This window comes from Bacillus sp. WC2503, assembly GCF_052682895.1.
Genome location: NZ_JBQYMD010000001.1, coordinates 570,115 through 590,347 on the forward strand (window position 1 = coordinate 570,115; position 20,233 = coordinate 590,347).

The window sequence follows — 20,233 nt, forward strand, 5'->3', positions numbered from 1 at the left end:
AATGCGAAATATAACATTTGTTGGTAATGATTCATTTTTGAAGGATAAAAAATGAGATATTACAGTGAATTGTGTGCCATCGTCCTATATTATAAACGATAATAACGAAAGCTATTTGAAGTCCTTTGAGGGAAATAAGTTATTAAAGAAGATACCATATAGAAGATTTTTCGGAATTTAAGATGTTACAAATGTCATCTTATTTTTAATGTCTGATAAAAGTGATGCCATTAGAGGGCAAAATATTGTGGTTGACTATGGATATACAATTGTATAAATAAATCATCTTGGGAATTAAGGTTGTGGATAATGAGTTTACTAATTAAAGATTTAACAAAGAAATTTGACGAGCATGTTGCAGTGAATAATTTGAATATCGAGATACCGAAAGGTGAAATATTTGGGTTCTTGGGCGGGAATGGAGCAGGTAAAACGACTACATTTCGAATGATACTTGGACTTTTATCGAAATCAAGCGGAACCATTTCATGGAATGGTAAACCTATAAATTATGATGTTACAGATAAGATTGGGTATTTACCAGAAGAACGTGGTCTTTATGCGAAAATGACTGTCAAAGAACAAGTTAACTTTTTTGCAAAATTAAAGAATATGAAAAGTAAAGATGCAGAAAAAGAACTGCACTATTGGCTGGAGCGTTTTAATATAACTGAGTATCTGAACAAAAAGGTAGGAGAACTTTCAAAAGGGAATCAGCAAAAAATTCAGCTGATAACAGCGATTATACATAAGCCTGAACTCTTAATTTTAGATGAACCATTTAGTGGTTTAGATCCAGTAAATGTTGAAATGTTAAAAGAAGCTGTTCTTGATATGCAAAAACAAGGGTCGTCGATTCTTTTTAGTTCACATCGTATGGAACATGTGGAAGAATTATGCCAACACATTTGTATCATGCACAAAGGAGTATCTGTTGTTCAGGGAGACATTGCCAAAATTAAAAGTGACTTTGGTAAAAAGAATGTTATAATCGTTGGCGATCATGACTTTGATCATTTAAAAGAAATAAAAGGTGTGGAAAGTATGAAGAAACGTAAGAATGCAGTTACTCTTAAAATTTCATATGAAGAAGTTTCGCATGTTTTATTTAAAGAGATAACGAAATTAGGGTATGTTAAAAAGTTCGCAGTGGAAGAGCCTACACTAAATGACATCTTTATTGAGAAAGTAGGTGCACAGCATGAATAGTTTCTGGACGATTTTTTTACAAAACTATAAATCTAAGGTAAAAGCTAAATCATATATTGCTATTACAATCATAATTTCTATGTTAATTATAGGACTGATGAACTTTGACAAAATTTATAACTATTTTGTAGGTAACGAGGAAGAGCAAGTTGTCATTGTTACAGAAAAAGAAGAATTATATACAACTATTCATCAAGTGTTTAAAAATGTCGATAGTAAGATGCATGTTAAACATAGTACGGATAAACAAAAAGCAGAATCGGGCGTTAAAAATGGTGATTATTCATATGCTATCGTTGTAGAGGAATTGGAAAATAAACAACTAAAGGCTACGTATATAACTGAGACAGATGTAAATCAGCAAGATGTTAGCAAGGTTCAAACGATTTTATCTCAAATACAATCTTCTAATTTCGCTCAGCAATTGAATCTATCGCAAGATGAATTAAAGGTGTTAACGACGCCAGTAGAAATTCATACCAAAACTGTTTCAGATAAGGTTAAAGATGGAGAACATACAGAGGGTGTAGGAATTTTAATTAATACCTTTATCATGCTAAATTATTTTATGATATTATTGTATGCTGCGCAATTAGCTACAGATGTTGCAACAGAAAAATCTTCTCGTGTAATGGAGTTAGTTGTTTCAAGTATTTCGCCTACAAAACATTTATATGCGAAGCTATTCTCAACATTATTGGCAGGTATTACACAAATGATAATTTGGGGCTTGGTCGCAACTGTTGGGTATAAAATAGCAATTAATGAATCGAAAAATGATATTTTAAATAGTATTGATTTAAACTCTGTTGCTCCTACTCTAGTGGCGTATGGGATTTTATTCTTCACATTAGGATTCTTATTATATGGCTCATTATCTTGTCTACTCGGCTCTATTATTAGTCGTATAGAGGAGTCTTCTCAAGCTGTTATGCCACTGATGTTTATGTTAATTGCTGCTTTGTATATCGCACTTTATGGAATGTCAAATCCAAGCAGCACGGTTGTTACCGTTACTAGTTATATACCTTTCTTTACTCCTATTGTTATGCTCGTACGAATTGGATTCCTCAATATTCCAGTATGGGAGATTGCGCTTACATTAGCGATTCTATTAGCAACAATATGTATGATGATTGGTTTAACGAGCCGTGTTTACCGCGGCGGCGTATTATTATATGGTAAAGGTGCATTTAGTAATATAAAGAAGGCAATCAAGTTAGGGAAGAAATAAGATTAGCTCATTCATTTTTGAGACTTATATTTACAAAGAACTACATGGTTAATCTATGTAGTTCTTTATTTTTTGTAAAATGTATATAAATAAATATAAAAGAATGTGTTGTCAATTTAGAAAGCGTTGATAATTTAAAAAACCTTATGTTGTAAACGATAGAAAAAGAAGAAGTAGGATCATAAACACATATGCACCATTAGGTAAATACGTGGAATTTATAAAATAGGTAGGGACTGTTTCGTTCCCTACCTATCTATTTCTGAATATCGATATTCAATTTTATATATAAAAAAATAAGCTCCGAAAAGCTTATTTTTTCATGATTATTCTCCTCTTCCTGTAACTGTCATTCCTGCTGTGTAAATTGTATCTACAGAACCATCAGCGCTTACAATTTCAACTTTGTAACGGTATGTTCCATTATCTCCAATATCTTCGCCATATCCTGTGAAAGTAGAAATTTCATCATTACTTCCAGCTGGAACCCATTGATTTTTCCAATTGAAGAAAGTATCATATTCTCCCCAGCTATCTCCATATTTCTTTTCGATGCTGACATTGTAATGAATATCCTCAGTTCGGTCATTTGTAATTCTTGCAATTACGTTTTGCCCAAATCGGTATTCCGTAGCGTGTACTTGAACTGTAACACCATTCACCGTTTCGCTAGGTCCACAGATATAACGACAGAACTCGCTTGCTCCGTCGGCATGTGCTTTAGTTGTATCAATGTTCATAACCGTGAAACCGCCCAAAGCTAAAGCTCCTGTTAATAATACTTTACCAAATGTTTTCACTTGAAATTCCTCCTAAGTATATTCTCAATTCGTTCAATAGATATCACATTAAGTAGTTTTATAACATGAATCTAATCGAACGCTGTTTTTCCTCGAATGTATTCGCTAGTAATCTTGTGTCGTGTAGTAATCTAATCTCTACATAAAATTCCATAGTTTTGATTCCATATATGTATCATGATTTACATAGAATAAATCTGTTAATACGTTTTGGGTATTTACTTATCCCACCTTCCTCGTTACCTTTTATTGGTAAAATATTATTTTTATTATATACTACTATTACCTATTTACAAGAGAAAATAATCCTGTATGCAAAAGTGCATAATAAAAAACGAACCAATACTATAGTTCGTTTTTCATCATGCTAAGTCTGATAAAGTCTCATTAACATTTTCTTTAATTTTTTGATGATACGATTTTTTAACATCTTCAATTATAGATTTGTACCCTCATTCCATATCCTTTAACCATTCTTCACGTAGAAATATACTCGTGCCTTTCGTCCGTCTGATGGGTTTGATTTGTCCCTTTTTCAATAGCGCATTCATACGAGCCATTGAAATCCTCAATATTTCAGTCACTTCCGAAGTCAATAAAATTTCTGTTTTGGCAAATTCCCTTTTATCGAATGGTTGCATTATATATACGTCGATCATAGCAATTACTCCTTATAAAAAATGGGCCTATGTCAAACATAGACCGTTGTATACCATTGTGCTGAGTAGGTGCTTGGGTTACCTCGTGAGATATGTTCAATTTGCTCAGCGGATTGAAAATCAAACAATTTTATTACATGCAGTAAATCACAGCATCTCGTTTCCTTGAGAATTTCCGCTACCAAACTTGCATCTTCTAACGGCCCCATTTCTACATAGCGCTCCATTGTTCTGATTCCTATTTCTGTATCTTGATGCACGTAAATATGGCCATCAAAGCATACACATTCATTTTTTAATCAATAAACCCAGTCATAAATAAAATTTGTTGTAATATCGGTCATATAGAATATTTGAGCATTTTGTGTTCCATGAAATGCTTTTATACTATTAAACATAAGAAGGAATTGATTCAATGATGTTGGGGCGTGAATTCTGTTTTACTTTACTATCAATAAATCTTTCGAATACGCGTTCAACAGAATATTCTTTTGAAATTTTGCTAGTTTTCCGTTTGTGGGGTTGTCGTTTTTTTACGATTTCTTTTTCTGTGAAGTATGTTAAAGACATAAAAAAAACTCCTTCATTCTCATTTAGAGTTAAAGGAGGAGTTTCGATCAAAACTTGAGCGGTACTCACCGTTAGTTTTGCTCAAAATATGAAATTATCAACAGTTGATACAAAAGGATATGACCCCGGAGAGGCTCGAACTCACGACCTCCACCCTGTCAAGGTGGCGCTCTCCCTGCTGAGCTACGGGATCTTCAAAAATACTTATGTAATAGCATCTTTAATAATAATGCTAAAGCAATTATATATAATTAACTGAAATTTTACAATATTTATACAGGAAGTTTTTAAAGATGGATCTTGTACAATCATGCTAGAAGTGAATAAAGGAATAATTAATAAGAAGGAAACTGAATAGAAAGTAGGTTTTAAATGTAGAGGTTATATTATTTACGATATTTATCCAAAGGGTTTTCATCGCTTAAATCAACAAGTAAAGGACATAAGAATAGCAAAGGTAAAGCAGCATTAGCATGATGAAAGGTATCGTTAGAAAGGTATTGCCTTCCAAAACAATACGGACAATCTTTTTCAAATGTCACAAGTATCGACCATACATCTTTTATTTTCCACTTCGTCTTACAATATGTACAATGTGCCATAGAATTCCTCCTCATTTTTAGTTTTTTTAATATATTCCATTTGATTGTACGAAAGCAAAGTGTATTTGATGTGATAAAATGAAAGTTGTGTTGTTTTTATACGGATGTATTTAGTAATGTATGACAAATTGTATAACGTGTGATGGCTATGTAGAATAAGGGATTTTCACTTTCGATATTCAAATTGGCCAATATATCCTTTTTACAATTTACTTAAAATCATGTATAACAGAGATACAAGATTTTTTTACCCCGCATTAACGGGCAGTAAGATCCCCGCTCAAAATTCAGCGAAAGCAAAGAAGTTAGGTGGGAGATCAACTGCCCGTAAAAGCCCGATTGGTGAAGGCTAATAATCCGTGGGGGATGAAGAAAACCCCCACGGATTAAAGTTTAACTTTATAAATATTCAAGAGTAGAGGGAGAATTATTGTAATGGTAAGAAAAACGTTCAAGATGCGCGTTTCTAGAAATAGAACGATTTCGATTAATGGCTCGATTCTTGATGTAGATGTTACGCATGATGAGTTTTTGCAAGAGCTTGTTGAGTGGGTCGATTCTAAAGGTTGGTCATTTATGGGGATGACGGATGAGATTACGCCTGAGGAAGCAAGTCAGAAGTTAATAGATTCGTTAATTGATGAGAAGGATAAGAAAGAGTAATTCCTTCTTATTTTTATTGTATAATTATGTCCTTTATCGTAAAAATATGATATAGTAAAAAATAGTGATTTTTCTTCCAATTTAATACAAATTACATATAGATTGGTAGATTCATTTTTTATTTGTAGGAGTAAAGTGAAAAGGGAGAGTCATATGGTAATTTTCAAGAAAATTTTGGTTTTTATTACAGTTATTGGTTTGTTTTTATTGACACCTATGACGTTGCGTGCTGAGACGAATATTGGAGTGAATCCGGAGCAAGTGGCACCACCACCTAAGGAAGGGCCAAATGTTTTTAGTCAGTTTGCAGCTACGATTGATGCGAAAACAGGTGATTTGTTGTATGACAAAAATGCACATCATCGTGCGTATCCAGCTAGTGTGACGAAAGTGTTAACAGCGATTTTGTTAATGGAGCATACGAAGCCAGAGGATCAGTTTACATTTTCGCAATTAGCATTAGATCAAGAGAAGAGTAATTATCAAATTGAGTTTCAACCCGGCGAGACGGTGAATAGAAATACAGCGCTTATGATTTTAATGGTGTTAAGTGCGAATGATGTGTCGTATGCGATTGCGGAGCATATTGGTGGAAGTGTTGAGAATTTTGCTAATATGATGAATGAAAAGGCAAAACAGTTAGGTGCTACAGATAGTCACTTTGTAACACCAAATGGACTGCATGATCCGAACCATTATACGACGCCGTATGATATCGCTATGATTACGAGAGGTGTGCAAAAGTATCCTGAAATTTTGCAAGCGATGAATACGAAAAGAACGACAGTTACTACATCTAGGCAGACGGTGTCTATTTTTAATAAATCTATTTATTTTGAGAACCCATATAGTATCGGCGGTAAGACGGGGTTTACGAATGAGGCACGTAATACGCTCGTTTTATTAAATGAGAAAGATGGAAATCGTATTATAAATGTAGTAATGGCTTCTCAAAGACCTGAAATCTATGAGGATTTAAAGCAGATGGCGGAATATTCTTTTGGGCAATTTACGAAACAAACGGTGCTAGATAAACATAGTTGGCATCAAAAGACAACGTATTTAAATAAAGATATTGATAGCGAACTTGAAAAAAGTGCAGAGCTTGTGCTTAAGAAAGATGAAGGGAAAAATGTGAAAACTATTTTTCGGGCCGCTTCATTAGATAAAGACTCTTTGTATCATAAGGGAATCCATCGTGGTGAGGTAGTTGGTGCAGTCGATATTACGAAAAATAATCAAACAATTGCGACGATAAATGTTCTTTCAAAAGAAGATGTTACTTTTGCGATGCCTAAAAAGGATACAATTGAGCCTGAAATAACAGAGTCAAATGTGAAAGTGATAAGTATTGGGATAGGTGCGATTGTATTAGTTGGAGTCATTTTATATGCTGTGGTGCGCCATAATAGACAAGGAATAAAATCAGAAGAAAAGTAAAAAAGCATGAGGACTGTGAAGAGATTTTGTCACAGTCTTTTTTATATACGGAAAAGAAGTTTAACTAATAATTGTAAATTTTCTTATTGCAATAACTCGAAGTTCGTTATATCATTTACTTGTGTTCTTGTTAAAGAACACAAGAAGCATTGCATACTTCAAATAATATAAAACAACGGAGAGGGAGAGAGACGATGAAATTAATTTGGAAGATAATTAGCAACGCGATCTCATTTGTTTTATTTGCATTGATGGTTTTCTTAGCTTTTGTAGTCATTTCTTCAAAAGCGAGCGGTGGGGATCCGACAGTGATGGGATATCAGTTTAAGAGCGTTCTTTCAGGATCGATGGAACCGACGTTTTTAACAGGATCAATCATTGCAATAGAGCCAAAGAAAGATGGTTCTAAATATGAAAAAGGTGATGTTATTACCTTTAAAGAGAAAGATCAAAAAATTATCACTCACCGTATTATCGGTGTGAAAGATACAAATGGAAAAGTAATGTATGAAACAAAAGGGGATAACAACAACGGACCAGATTTAGAACCAGTACTTGCAGAAAATGTAGTTGGGAAATATGCAGATATTACAGTTCCGTACGTTGGTTATTTACTGAATTATGCGAATTCAAAAGCGGGAGCAGCATTACTTCTTATTATTCCAGGCGTCTTTTTACTTGGTTATTCCGCGATTTCTATTTTTGGCGCTATTCGTAGCATTGACGGAGAAAAGAAAGATAAAAAAGTAGAACAATCCGTCTAGATCGTTTGGTTATACTTTCCGTTTAGGAAGTTAACAAATATATATATATTAAGGGGATATGGACATGACTTTAAAGAAAAAGTTAGGAATGGGTATCACATCAGCAGTACTAGGAGCAGCATTAGTTGGTGGAGGAACATTTGCGTTTTTCAGTGATAAAGAAGTGTCAAACAATACATTTGCGGCTGGTACACTTGATTTAGCATTAAATCCATCAACAGTTGTTAATGTATCGAATTTAAAACCTGGTGATACAATTGAAAAAGAATTTAAACTAGAAAATAAAGGCTCCTTAAATATTAAAAAGGTTCTACTGAAAACAGATTATAATGTAGAAGATGTAAAGAAAGATAATAAAGATGATTTTGGTAAACATATTAAAGTAACATTCTTAAAAAATGTAGATAAGCATGAGACAATTGTGAAACAAACTACATTAGATAAATTGAAGGGTGACACACTTACAGCCGTAGATAATGATTTAGCTGCTTGGTTCTGGGATGAAAAAGGTATTTCTGCAGGTAAATCTGATAAATTCAAAGTGAAATTTGAGTTCGTTGATAATGGGAAAGATCAAAATCAATTCCAAGGCGATAAGTTACAATTAAATTGGACGTTTGATGCACAACAAACAGCAGGTGAAGAAAGATAATAATAAAAAAGGGCTATCATATGGATAGCCCTTTTTCTATTTTTCTAGTATATAGCTATCATTTTATATAGTTCTTTATTATAATAAAGATAATGTTCTGTATAAAGAACGGAATGTTCGATGGGAGAGATTAAGATGCTGAAAAGACCACGTAATTTAAAAAAGATGCTTATATTGCCGTGTATGTGCTCTATTACGTTTTATTTAGGATCTCAAGTTATGACGCATACAGAAGCGGCATTCATTCATGAAACGAAAGTAGAAGCGAGTATTTCTACAGCAATTATATTTCCGAAAACAGTTACTACATTAAAAGAACAGGCTGAGCAACATAAAAAGTTTATTGAGCATGAGTATGGAACAATGAAGGGGAAACTGAAAGTAACTTCTATTGAAGAAATAAAACAGGCAATTTCTGTATGGCAACAAGGTCGTGAGAAAATTGTTTCTGAGAAGGAAGCCTTGCAAAATGTATATACTGAAATAGAAGCTCCTTACAACCAAATACAGGAAGAATTAAAAGTAACTAAAGATGAGTCGATTCAAAAAGTAGCCTTATATGTGAATGAAGGCTTTCAGATTATAAAAGAGAAGCGAGATTATATTGAGAAAGAAGTTAGTTTGAAAGCTATTGATGAGCAAATTCAGGCTCTACAGCAACAATTAAACGTTGCACTTGAAGCGGAAGGACAAAAGAAAGTAGAAGAACAGAAGAAAGTAGAAGAACAGAAGAAAGCAGAAGAACAAAAGAAAGTAGAAGAACAGAAGAAAGTAGAAGAACAGAAGAAAGCAGAAGAACAAAAGAAAGTAGAAGAACAGAAGAAAGTAGAAGAACAGAAGAAAGCAGAAGAACAGAAGAAAGCAGAAGAACAGAAGAAAGTAGAAGAACAGAAGAAAGCAGAAGAACAAAAGAAGGCAGAAGAACAAAAGAAAGTAGAAGAACAGAAAAAGCTAGAAGAGCAGAAGAAAGCAGAGGAACAGAAAAAATAGAAACAGATAAAAGCGGGGTAACTGCTTTAGTGAAACAGCTGGAAAACAAGAATGTGGTGCAAGAGATAACGAGCGAATAAGCAAAACGATTAATGTTTTATAGGAGTGTGAGGGAACGTTAGCCCTCACCTCTTTGTCTTTCTTTTTTCTTATAATATGAAATGTATTTGCGTGTGAAAAAAGTTATAAATTAGTATAAAGTAGTATATATTATTTTCTGAAAAATCTAAATAATATTGAGAAATAAAAATAATTGAAAATACTAAAAAATGTTGTTGTATTTACATAAGTTTGTTCGTTATAATGAACTTAAGGTTTTTGAAAAAGAACAAATATTAGCATCGCTAATATAGTTTTATTTACATCTCTTAATTTATATGAGAGATAGCAATGTAAAAATACAAAAAACAGCTAGGGGGAATTGATTGTGAGTCTGAAAAAGAAATTAGGTATGGGAGTTGCATCAGCAGCATTGGGGTTATCTTTAATTGGTGGAGGAACGTTTGCATTCTTTAGCGATAAAGAAGTATCAAATAATACATTTGCAGCTGGGACGTTAGATCTTACATTAAACCCTAAAACGCTTGTGGATATTAAAGATTTAAAACCAGGGGATTCTGTTAAGAAAGAGTTCTTACTAAAGAACGATGGTTCGTTAACAATTAAAGACGTTAAATTAGCAACAAAGTATACTGTGAAAGATGCAAAAAATGATAATGCTGGGGAAGACTTTGGCAAGCACATTAAAGTAAAATTTATTTGGAACTGGGATAAACAAAGTGAGCCTGTATATGAAACAACTTTAGCAGACTTACAAAATGCGGATCCAGATCTTTTAGCTAAAGACATCTTTGCTCCTGAGTGGGGAGAAAAAGGTGGATTAGAAGCTGGTACAGAGGATTATCTATGGGTACAATTTGTATTCGAAGATAATGGTCAAGACCAAAATAAATTCCAAGGTGATACATTGAATTTAGAGTGGACATTCAATGCTAACCAAGAAGCTGGGGAAGAAAAATAAAAAAAAAGCGGGTATCCCCCGCTTTTTTTTATAAAGAAAAAGAAGTGCTAGTTTGTAAGCACTCCTTTTTATATATTATTTTTGATTTTTCTTCCACTGTGTAAATTCAAGAAATTCACGAAACTGTTCTTTAGAGACACCAGAGTTCATTGCGTCTTTAACGAGCTGTGTCCATTCGGAGTCTAGGTGAGCTTCCTTTTCTGTTTCGTCATGAAGTAAAGTATCAACTGGAATTTGTAGAACTGCTGCGATTTTTTCAAGAAACTGAATGGAAGGGTTTTTTTGTAAATTTCGTTCTATAGAACTAATGTAAGATTTAGCAACACCAGCTTTTTCGGCAAGTTCAGTTAATGAAATACCTTTTTGTAAACGAAGGCGTTTTATACGTTCTCCAATCATGTTTGCGCACCTTTCTATCAATATGTCGTCGTCTTATGATGTCATTATTATAACATAAACTTCGTTAAAAAGAACAAGGCTATTGAGCTTGACTTGATGGCTTCATACGTTGGAAAAAGTGTTCGATATCTTGTAGGGCGATACCAGCATCTAGAGCTTCAAGTATTAAATCAATCCATTCTTGATCCAGTGTGTCCGTCTTATCTTTGTACAATTGTAATTCCTCCCTAATTATCGGTCATAACTGCTGCTACAGAATAAATGATAATAAAACCGAATTTTTTATTTTATGTATCGAATTATCAAATATTGTGTAGGTAAAACAAAGATAAAATCCCCATTAAACTCCCTCGATGGAAATAATTATAAATTGTTCGATAAAAACTTTCAATATTTTCAGAAAACATTGTTGAATTGTGATATATCCGTATACTAACTATGAAATTTTTACAAATATATTAAAAAAATTACATAATCTAACTAAATATTGAAAAAATATTGAATTTTTAATAAAATTCAAATTGTAATACATATTATTTATTAGGGGAGGAAATAAGGGATGAACAAGAAACCATTCAAAGTATTATCATCAATTGCTTTGACAGCTGTATTAGGTCTTTCATTTAGCACGGGCACTCAGTCTGTGTACGCTGAAACGCCTGGGAATAAAGCAGCTACGAGCCCAGTTGATGACCATTTAATTCCAGAAGAGCGTTTAGCAGATGCACTGAAAAAGCGTGGGGTAATTGATTCGTCAGCTTCAGAGAAAGAAACAAAGAAAGCTGTCGAAAAGTATGTAGAGAACAAAAAGGGTGAAAATCCTGGGAAAGAAGCAACGAATGGGGATCAACTTACGAAAGAAGCATCAGACTTTTTAAAGAAAGTGAAAGATGCGAAAGCAGACACGAAAGAAAAACTAAATCAGCCAGCAACAGGGACACCTGCAGCGACAGGCCCAGTTAAAGGCGGATTAAATGGTAAAGTACCAACTTCTCCAGCAAAACAAAAAGCATATAACGGCGATGTTCGTAAAGATAAGGTACTTGTTTTACTTGTAGAGTACGCTGACTTTAAACATAACAACATTGATAAAGAACCTGGTTATATGTATTCGGAAGACTTTAACAAAGAACACTATGAAAAAATGTTATTCGGTGATGAGCCATTCGCATTAGAGGATGGAAGCAAAATCGAAACGTTTAAACAATATTACGAAGAGCAATCCGGTGGTAGTTACACAGTGGACGGAACAGTTACAAAATGGTTAACAGTTCCTGGTAAAGCTGCTGATTACGGTGCAGATGCTGCTACAGGCCATGATAATAAAGGACCAAAAGGACCACGTGATCTAGTAAAAGATGCATTAAAAGCAGCTGTAGATAGCGGTCTTGATTTATCACAGTTTGATCAGTTCGATCAATACGATGTAAATGGTGATGGAAATCAAAATCAACCGGATGGTTTAATCGATCACTTAATGATTATTCATGCGGGTGTTGGACAAGAAGCTGGCGGTGGTAAATTAGGTGATGATGCAATTTGGTCACATCGCTGGACAGTTGGACCAAAGCCGTTCGCAATTGAAGGTACGCAAGCGAAAGTTCCATATTGGGGCGGAAAGATGGCAGCATTCGACTACACAATTGAACCAGAAGATGGTGCGGTTGGTGTATTCGCGCATGAATATGGTCATGATTTAGGTCTTCCAGATGAGTATGATACAGACTATACGGGTCATGGTGAGCCAATTCAAGCTTGGTCTGTTATGAGTGGCGGTAGCTGGGCTGGTAAAATCGCTGGAACAACGCCAACAAGTTTCTCACCACAAAATAAAGAGTTTTTCCAAAAAACAATCGGTGGTAACTGGGCAAATATCGTAGAAGTAGATTACGAGAAATTAAATAAAGGTATTGGTCTAGCAACATATTTAGACCAAAGTGTTACGAAATCTAACCGACCAGGTATGATTCGTGTTAACTTACCAGATAAAGATGTAAAAACAATTGAGCCAGCATTTGGTAAACAGTATTACTACAGCACAAAAGGTGACAATCTTCACACGAAAATGGAAACACCACTGTTTGATTTAACAAATGCAACGAATGCGAAATTCGATTTCAAATCATTATATGAGATTGAAGCTGAGTATGATTTCCTTGAAGTACACGCTGTAACAGAAGATGGACAACAAACGTTACTTGAAAGACTTGGCGAGAAAGCAAATAGCGGAAATGCAGATTCGACAAATGGAAAATGGATTGATAAATCATATGATTTAAGTCAATTCAAAGGTAAGAAAGTAAAATTAACATTTGAGTACATTACAGATGGTGGTTTAGCATTAAATGGTTTCCTACTTGATAATGCATCATTAACAGTAGATGGTAAAGTTGCATTCTCAGATGATGCAGAAGGTACATCACAATTTAAATTAGATGGTTTCGTTGTTTCTAGCGGAACAGAGAAGAAAAAACATAACTACTATGTAGAGTGGAGAAACCATACTGGATCAGATAGCGCATTGAAATTTGCTCGCGGTCCAGAATATAACTCAGGTATGGTTGTATGGTATGCAGACTCAGCTTACTCAGATAACTGGGTTGGTTTACATCCAGGACACGGTTTCCTTGGTGTAGTTGATTCTCATCCAGAAGCAATTGTAGGAACTTTAAATGGTAAGCCGACAATTGACAGTAGTACACGATTCCAAATCGCTGATGCGGCGTTCTCATTCGACAAAACGCCAGCTTGGCAAGTTGTATCTCCAACGCGTGGAACGTATACGTACAATGGCTTAGCTGGTGTACCGAAGTTTGATGATTCGAAAACGTATATTAATCAACAGATTCCAGATGCAGGACGTATTTTACCGAAGCTTGGTCTTAAGTTTGAAGTAGTAGGACAAGCTGATGATAATTCTGCAGGTGCTGTTCGTTTATACCGTTAATACCGTAAAACTACCGAGAGATTTTCTTTCGGTAGTTTTTTGTGAGCAATGAATTTTATATAAAAGAAAAAATTATATATAATGTAATTTTACGAGTAAAAAAGTTCTATATAAATAATGAAAGAATTGGATAAAAATAGTGGGAGAAGGTGAATAGATGAGCATTTCTTCTATTGTAAATAAACAAAAGCAATATTTTTATAATGGATATACGAGAAGTATAGAAACAAGAAAAAATAATTTAAAAAAGCTTTATGATGGAATTCAGCGTTTTGAAGAAGAGATATTTCAAGCATTGAAATTAGATTTAAATAAGTCAGTTCATGAGGCGTTTACAACGGAAGTGGGATATGCATTAAAAGAAATTTCTTTTCAATTGAAACATATGTCATCGTGGAGTAAACCGAAGCGAGTTCGAACAGCATTAACTCATTTCGGATCGAAGGGGAAGGTAGTACCAGAACCGTATGGTGTGACGCTTATTATTGCGCCATGGAACTATCCGTTTCAGTTAGCAATTGCACCTCTAGTAGGAGCGCTGGCAGCTGGGAATACAGTTGTTTTAAAGCCGTCAGAGTTAACGCCTAACGTTTCAAAAGTGCTTACGAGAATGTTAGAGGAATTATTCCAAGAAGAGCTTGTAGCGGTAATAGAAGGCGGGATAGAAGAGAGTACGGCATTGTTAAAGGAAAGGTTTGATTATATTTTCTTTACAGGTAGTGTTGGTGTTGGAAAAGTTGTGATGGAAGCAGCAGCCAAAGAGTTAACGCCGCTTACGTTAGAACTTGGCGGAAAAAGCCCATGTATTGTACATAAAGATGCAAAAATAGATGTAACAGCAAGGCGGATTGTTTGGGGTAAGTTTTTAAATGCAGGGCAGACATGTGTAGCACCGGATTATATGTACGTTCATTCTTCCGTGAAAGAACAGTTAATCGAGGCGTTAAGACATGAAATTACGGAGCAGTATGGAAAAGAGCCACTGAACAATGACAATTACGTAAAAATTGTGAGCGAGCGTCATTTTGAACGATTATGTCGATTCTTACAAGATGGTCAAGTCGTAATTGGCGGGAACTATAAAAAAGATACATTACATATTGAGCCGACAATAGTAACAGATATCACGTGGCAAGATGCTGTTATGGAAGATGAAATTTTTGGTCCGATTTTACCGATTATAGAGTATGACAAAATAGAAGATGTTATTGGCACAATTCAGCAACATCCGAAGCCGTTAGCGCTATATGTATTTTCTGAAAATAAAGAAGTGCAAAAGAAAGTGACGAGTAATATTTCATATGGCGGAGGGTGCATTAATGATGTTGTCTATCATCTTGCAACGCCATATTTACCTTTTGGGGGCGTTGGAAGTAGTGGATTAGGTAGTTATCATGGGGAAGAAAGTTTTCGGACTTTTTCACATTATAAAAGCATTTTAGCCCAATCTACGGCATTCGATATGAAAATTCGTTACTCTTCTACAAAAAGTGCTTTAAAATTCATACGAAAGTTGTTAAAATGATGATGGTGTTTATCAGTAGGCGTAGCCGTATGATAATAGCCCCTTCGCAATGGAAGGGGTTTTTCTGTTCGACATTATGTATCATGAAAAAATGAATCAAACATACTACATAAAGAATAGAAGCGAACGCTTGCTAAATAACCATTTTGTTTGGATCGAAACAAAAAATAGTCTATAAAACATAAATATTTATTCATGAATATAAAAATTAAAATTTAAGGTAGATAGGACGGGAAAATGAAAAAAATTATTAAAGTTGAAGCAGTAGAAAAACATTTTGGAAATCAAGTGATTATCCCACCGCTTTCTTTAGATATTAAAGAAGGAGAGTTTTTAACAATTTTAGGGCCGAGTGGTTGCGGGAAAACGACGTTACTTCGTATGATCGCAGGATTTGAAACTCCAACTAAAGGGAATCTTTTATTAGATGATGAAAAGATTAACGATTTGCCGCCATATAAGCGTCATATGAACTTAGTGTTCCAACATTATGCACTATTCCCGCATATGAATGTGGAGAAAAATATTTGTTTCGGTATGAAAATGCAAAAAGTACCAGCGGCAGAACAGAAAGAACGTGCTGAAGAGGCAATGCGTTTAACGCAGTTACTAGAGTTCCGTAATCGTAAACCTATGAAGCTGTCTGGTGGGCAGCAGCAGCGTGTAGCAATTGCGAGAGCGATTGTAAATAACCCACGTGTATTACTATTGGATGAGCCACTTGGAGCGCTTGACTTTAAGCTAAGAAAAGATTTGCAACGTGAATTGAAAAACTTACAACGCAATTTAGGGATTACGTTCATATACGTAACGCATGATCAAGAAGAAGCGATGAGCATGAGTGACCGTATTGTCGTTATGAATAAAGGACATATTGAACAAATCGGAACACCGAAAGAAATTTATAATAAGCCGAAAACGTTGTTCGTTGCGACATTTATCGGTGAAAATAATATTGTGAAAAACGGGGAAGACTACGTAGCAATTCGCCCTGAAAATGTAAAGGTACGTTCGGTTGAAGAACCAATTTTAGAAGATTACCATCTTGGACATATTGAAGACATTGAGTTTGTTGGAAATATGGAAAAGCTTTATGTACGTGATGAGAAAACAGCAGAATTATTGATGGCGTATCAAACAGCTGAAGAAGCAGCACAGTGGAGCATTGGAGATAATGTATATGTAGGATGGGAGCAAGAGGACGAGGTGACCTTAAATTGAAAAAAGGGAAATTACTCGCACTACCTACAGTCGCGTGGCTGTTAATCTTCTTCCTAGTTCCACTTGTATTCGTATTGGGTTTTGCCTTCATGCAGCGCGGAGCATACGGAACAGTGGAAATGCAATTTACGTTAGATAATATAGTACGTGTGTTTGATCCATTGTATATGGGAACATTATGGGAAACAGTAAAGATTGCTGTTATTACAACAGTACTTTGTTTATTAATTGGTTATCCATTTGCGTATACAATTACAATTGTTGATCGTAAATATCGTTCTATTCTTTTATTATTGGCAACGATACCGTTTTGGATTAACTTCCTTGTTCGTTCATATGCGTGGATTGTTATTTTACGTTCACAAGGTCTTGTGAACACACTGTTATTAAAATTAGGTATTATTAGTGAACCGTTAAATTTACTATATAATACGCCTTCTGTAATACTTGGAATGGTATATTCTTTATTACCATTTATGATTTTACCAGTGTATGCAGCAATTGAGCAGCTGGATAAGCGTAAGCTAGAAGCAGCTTATGATTTAGGTGCAACACCAGTAAAAGCATTTTGGAATGTAACAGTACCAATGACGATGTCAGGAATTGCTACTGGTTCTATTTTAGTATTCGTTTCTTCTATCGGAATGTTTGTTGTATCAGACGTGATGGGTGGATCGAAAGTAGCATTAATCGGAAACGTAATCCAAAACCAATTCTTAGGTGCGCGTGACTGGCCGTTTGGATCTGCGTTATCTATGATTGTTGTTCTATTCTCTGTTCTGTTAATTTACTTATATTATCGTGCAACGAAAGTATATAAATATGATGGGAACGGAGGGGAATAGGCAAAAATGAAAAAGTTTTTAGTTTCTTATTCTTGGTTAATTTTATTGTTCTTGTATTTTCCAATGATGGTTTTAATGGTATATTCCTTCAATGATTCTCGAATTAATGCGGAATGGGAAGGCTTTACATTCCATTGGTATACAGATTTATTTCAAAAACAAGATGTTATTGATGCGTTTGTAAATAGTATGACGATTGCAGTTATAACAACAGTTGTAACAACGATACTTGGTATGTTTTTTGCGATAGCATTACATCGTTACAAATATCGTTTTGAAGGGGCCATTAATGGTCTTGTATATTTACCTATTTTAATTCCTGATATATTAATGGGATTATCTTTACTTATCCTATTTAGTCAATTAGGTATGGAACTTGGACAAACAACAATTATTATCGCACATATTACATTTAGTATTTCATTTGTTGTTGTTATTTTAGCGGCCCGTCTTTCTAGCATGGGACGTGATTTAGAAGAGGCTGCAAATGATTTAGGAGCAACGCCATGGCAAACGTTTCGCCATGTGACGTTTCCGGCAATTGCACCGGGAGTTGTTTCAGCAGCGTTATTAACATTCACATTATCAATTGATGATTTTGTAATTAGTTTCTTCGTATCAGGACCAGGATCAACAACATTGCCATTATACATTTACAGTATGGTTAAGCGCGGAGTATCACCTGAAATTAATGCCCTTTCTACAATTTTAATTGTTGTTATTGTAGGATTAATGGTGCTATCGGAAATCTTCCGTAACAAAGGTGCAGATGGTGAAGAAAACTCTGGAGGACACCTTCCTTTATAATACGAACGATATAAAAAGTACGAGGGGGTAAAACCGATGAAATTAATGAAAAGAATAGCTGGCGCAGCAATTAGTTTTAGCCTTGTTGCTGGTGTACTTGCCGGTTGTGGTGAAAAGAAAGAAGAGTTAAACATTTATAGCTGGGCTGACAATTTTGATGAGCAAGTGCTAAGAGATTTTGAAAAGAAATATAACGTAAAAATTAACTATGATAAGTATGCAAGTAACGAAGAAATGCTTGCGAAATTACAAGCTGGTGGCGCAAAGTATGACTTAATTCAGCCGTCTGATTACATGGTTAAGACAATGGCGAAAATGGATTTATTAGCGCCGTTAGATAAGAAGAATATCCCGAACATCGAAAATATGATTTCTAATTTCAAAACGCCAGCATTTGACCCAGAGAATAAATATTCTTTAGTATACACTTGGGGCGTAACAGGGATTGCATACAATAAAAAGTATGTGAAAGAAGCACCTACAAGCTGGGCTGACTTATGGAACGAGAAATATAAAGGACATGTAACATTACTAAATGATTCTCGTGAAGTATTAGGAATGGGTCTTAAGAAGCATGGATTCTCAAACAGCACGAAAGACGATGCAGAGTTAAAGACAGCAGCTACTGATTTACAGAAGCTACTTCCAAATTTATTAGCATTTGATACAGATAACATTAAACAAAAGTTCATTACAGAAGATGCTTGGATCGGAACAGTTTGGTCTGGAGATGCAGCATTTATCGCAAAAGATAATAAAGATGTAGAGTACGTTGTACCAAAAGAAGGCGGCACAATTTGGGCCGACACGTTAGCAATTCCAAAAGGTGCAAAAAACAAAGAGCTTGCAGAGAAGTTTATGAACTATTTATTAGATGAGAAAGTAAGTGTGAAAAACTACGAGTCAATTGGGTACAGTAATCCAAATGAAAAAGCTCACCCTCTTCATAGTAAAGAATATCGTGAGAACCATATGATCTTCTTAACGAAAGAAGAATTAGATCGCACAGAATGGCTTGTTGATGTAGACGATAAGTTAAAAGACTATGATCGTTACTGGACAGAATTAAAAACAAAAGGTAAATAAGTAAGGAAATGCGGTTTCTAAAGTAGAAATCGCATTTTTTCATAGTAGGAGGAAATCGTTTGAAGAAGAAGTTACATCAGTATGAGGTAATGTGTGTTATTTTATTACTTACGGTATTTAGTATTATTGCTTGGCGCGTACATGCAGGTGGCGTTACAGTGATGGATACATATGTCCGCGGATTAGTAAAGGGGTTACAAACGGAGAGCTCACTTACTTTTTTCTCATACTTTACAAAGTTAGGATCAGCAATTGGAATTGTAACTATACTTATTATAAGTTTGCTTGTTTTTTGGCAGAAACGTTATTATGCTGCAATGATCGTGTATCCAATGGGGGTTTTGATCACACATCTCGTTAATAAAGGAATAAAAGAAATTGTGAAAAGGGAGCGTCCGTCGTTAAATGAAGCATTAGATGCACTTGGGTATAGCTTCCCTAGTGGGCATGCAATGTTATCTATTATGACATTCGGTTTTCTTACTTATATCATTGCGGCAAATTTGAAGAGTGTAACTGGGAAATATGTTATAACCATTTTGATGGGTATATTAATTGTATCGATTGGATTAAGTAGAGTTATTTTAAATGTACATTATCCAACTGATATTTTAGCAGGTTATTGCGTAGGTGGTATTTTGTTAATTATCGCGATTTATTATCATCGTTTACTTACTAAGAGGCTTCAGCTCAATAAAGAGAGATAAAAAACGTCTGGAAAAACTATCATTATAGTGTTTCCAGACGTTTTTTGTTTGTATGAAGATGTGATACAGTATAAGTGATAATTGAATTATTT

At 34.7% G+C, this 20,233-nt stretch carries 23 protein-coding genes and 1 tRNA gene; 16 read left to right on the forward strand and 8 right to left on the reverse strand.

The window, feature by feature from the left end; genetic code table 11:
* The first annotated feature begins 208 nt into the window (after positions 1-208).
* The 3 genes from ACUN26_RS03055 to ACUN26_RS03065 are packed head-to-tail and all read left to right on the forward strand — an operon-like array spanning position 209 to position 2,443.
* Entirely contained in the window at positions 209-277 is a 69-nt protein-coding gene (locus tag ACUN26_RS03055) for a hypothetical protein (RefSeq protein ID WP_131232464.1), read from the forward strand.
* Between the two features lie 32 nt (positions 278-309).
* Positions 310-1,209, forward strand: coding sequence for an ABC transporter ATP-binding protein (locus ACUN26_RS03060; RefSeq protein ID WP_000054719.1), 900 nt, complete (start codon positions 310-312; stop codon positions 1,207-1,209).
* Positions 1,202-2,443 carry an ABC transporter permease gene (locus tag ACUN26_RS03065; protein ID WP_001084157.1) on the forward strand — a complete coding sequence of 414 codons (1,242 nt, stop codon included), beginning with the start codon at positions 1,202-1,204 and terminating at the stop codon, positions 2,441-2,443. The genes ACUN26_RS03060 and ACUN26_RS03065 overlap by 8 nt, the downstream gene beginning before the upstream one ends.
* A 326-nt stretch (positions 2,444-2,769) precedes the next feature.
* Here the strand turns inward: ACUN26_RS03065 and ACUN26_RS03070 are convergent, their stop codons facing one another.
* From ACUN26_RS03070 to ACUN26_RS03095, 6 genes are all read right to left on the reverse strand, one after another.
* On the reverse strand, positions 2,770-3,243 hold the full coding sequence (locus tag ACUN26_RS03070) for a hypothetical protein (RefSeq protein WP_000846644.1): 474 nt from the start codon (positions 3,241-3,243) through the stop codon (positions 2,770-2,772).
* 452 nt (positions 3,244-3,695) lie between these two features.
* Complete coding sequence (locus tag ACUN26_RS03075) at positions 3,696-3,902, reverse strand: hypothetical protein (RefSeq protein ID WP_000568080.1); 207 nt, start codon at positions 3,900-3,902, stop codon at positions 3,696-3,698.
* Between the two features lie 32 nt (positions 3,903-3,934).
* Positions 3,935-4,129 carry a hypothetical protein gene (locus ACUN26_RS03080; protein WP_000443121.1) on the reverse strand — a complete coding sequence of 65 codons (195 nt, stop codon included), beginning with the start codon at positions 4,127-4,129 and terminating at the stop codon, positions 3,935-3,937.
* A gap of 163 nt (positions 4,130-4,292) precedes the next feature.
* Positions 4,293-4,472, reverse strand: coding sequence for a hypothetical protein (locus ACUN26_RS03085; protein ID WP_000060405.1), 180 nt, complete (start codon positions 4,470-4,472; stop codon positions 4,293-4,295).
* Positions 4,473-4,592: 120 nt separating this feature from the next.
* Positions 4,593-4,665 (reverse strand) — tRNA-Val (locus ACUN26_RS03090).
* 193 nt (positions 4,666-4,858) lie between these two features.
* On the reverse strand, positions 4,859-5,074 hold the full coding sequence (locus ACUN26_RS03095) for a hypothetical protein (protein ID WP_000929646.1): 216 nt from the start codon (positions 5,072-5,074) through the stop codon (positions 4,859-4,861).
* A 435-nt stretch (positions 5,075-5,509) separates the two neighbouring features.
* Between ACUN26_RS03095 and ACUN26_RS03100 the strand changes: the two genes are divergently transcribed.
* The 6 genes from ACUN26_RS03100 (at position 5,510) to calY (ending at position 10,604) form a co-directional block, all read left to right on the forward strand.
* Positions 5,510-5,737 carry a hypothetical protein gene (locus ACUN26_RS03100; protein WP_000251867.1) on the forward strand — a complete coding sequence of 76 codons (228 nt, stop codon included), beginning with the start codon at positions 5,510-5,512 and terminating at the stop codon, positions 5,735-5,737.
* A gap of 153 nt (positions 5,738-5,890) precedes the next feature.
* The gene (locus tag ACUN26_RS03105) at positions 5,891-7,177 is read left to right on the forward strand and encodes a D-alanyl-D-alanine carboxypeptidase family protein (protein WP_000234287.1); all 1,287 of its coding nucleotides are present in this window, start codon (positions 5,891-5,893) and stop codon (positions 7,175-7,177) included.
* Between the two features lie 194 nt (positions 7,178-7,371).
* Complete coding sequence (sipW, locus tag ACUN26_RS03110; RefSeq protein ID WP_000767788.1) at positions 7,372-7,941, forward strand: signal peptidase I SipW; 570 nt, start codon at positions 7,372-7,374, stop codon at positions 7,939-7,941.
* A 64-nt stretch (positions 7,942-8,005) separates the two neighbouring features.
* Complete coding sequence (locus ACUN26_RS03115; RefSeq protein ID WP_000172853.1) at positions 8,006-8,593, forward strand: CalY family protein; 588 nt, start codon at positions 8,006-8,008, stop codon at positions 8,591-8,593.
* Positions 8,594-8,728: 135 nt separating this feature from the next.
* Complete coding sequence (locus ACUN26_RS03120; protein WP_000919981.1) at positions 8,729-9,583, forward strand: DUF4047 domain-containing protein; 855 nt, start codon at positions 8,729-8,731, stop codon at positions 9,581-9,583.
* A gap of 427 nt (positions 9,584-10,010) precedes the next feature.
* Positions 10,011-10,604, forward strand: a complete 594-nt coding sequence (gene calY, locus ACUN26_RS03125; RefSeq protein ID WP_000053720.1) for a biofilm matrix protein CalY — start codon at positions 10,011-10,013, stop codon at positions 10,602-10,604.
* Between the two features lie 75 nt (positions 10,605-10,679).
* Here calY and ACUN26_RS03130 read toward each other — a convergent pair whose 3' ends face one another.
* Both ACUN26_RS03130 and ACUN26_RS03135 read right to left on the reverse strand, forming a co-directional pair.
* A complete protein-coding gene (locus tag ACUN26_RS03130; RefSeq protein WP_000578871.1) occupies positions 10,680-11,003 on the reverse strand; it encodes a helix-turn-helix domain-containing protein in 324 nt (107 codons plus the stop codon).
* A gap of 79 nt (positions 11,004-11,082) precedes the next feature.
* Positions 11,083-11,217 (reverse strand): anti-repressor SinI family protein, encoded by a 135-nt coding sequence (locus ACUN26_RS03135; RefSeq protein WP_000276222.1) that lies wholly within the window; start codon positions 11,215-11,217, stop codon positions 11,083-11,085.
* Between the two features lie 345 nt (positions 11,218-11,562).
* Between ACUN26_RS03135 and inhA1 the strand changes: the two genes are divergently transcribed.
* From inhA1 to ACUN26_RS03170, 7 genes are all read left to right on the forward strand, one after another.
* Positions 11,563-13,950: a M6 family metalloprotease immune inhibitor InhA1 gene (gene inhA1 / locus ACUN26_RS03140; RefSeq protein WP_001035956.1), complete on the forward strand. Its 2,388-nt coding sequence runs from the start codon at positions 11,563-11,565 to the stop codon at positions 13,948-13,950.
* A 157-nt stretch (positions 13,951-14,107) separates the two neighbouring features.
* Positions 14,108-15,475, forward strand: a complete 1,368-nt coding sequence (locus ACUN26_RS03145) for an aldehyde dehydrogenase (protein ID WP_000028364.1) — start codon at positions 14,108-14,110, stop codon at positions 15,473-15,475.
* Between the two features lie 237 nt (positions 15,476-15,712).
* Positions 15,713-16,696 (forward strand): spermidine/putrescine ABC transporter ATP-binding protein PotA, encoded by a 984-nt coding sequence (gene potA, locus ACUN26_RS03150; RefSeq protein WP_000720326.1) that lies wholly within the window; start codon positions 15,713-15,715, stop codon positions 16,694-16,696.
* Positions 16,693-17,541: a spermidine/putrescine ABC transporter permease PotB gene (potB, locus tag ACUN26_RS03155; protein WP_000715502.1), complete on the forward strand. Its 849-nt coding sequence runs from the start codon at positions 16,693-16,695 to the stop codon at positions 17,539-17,541. Before potA ends, potB begins: the two co-directional genes overlap by 4 nt.
* Before the next feature lie 6 nt (positions 17,542-17,547).
* Entirely contained in the window at positions 17,548-18,348 is an 801-nt protein-coding gene (potC, locus tag ACUN26_RS03160; protein WP_000714202.1) for a spermidine/putrescine ABC transporter permease PotC, read from the forward strand.
* A 36-nt stretch (positions 18,349-18,384) separates the two neighbouring features.
* Positions 18,385-19,434, forward strand: a complete 1,050-nt coding sequence (gene potD, locus ACUN26_RS03165; RefSeq protein WP_000772488.1) for a spermidine/putrescine ABC transporter substrate-binding protein PotD — start codon at positions 18,385-18,387, stop codon at positions 19,432-19,434.
* Between the two features lie 59 nt (positions 19,435-19,493).
* The gene (locus ACUN26_RS03170; protein WP_000727808.1) at positions 19,494-20,141 is read left to right on the forward strand and encodes a phosphatase PAP2 family protein; all 648 of its coding nucleotides are present in this window, start codon (positions 19,494-19,496) and stop codon (positions 20,139-20,141) included.
* Positions 20,142-20,233: the final 92 nt, after the last annotated feature.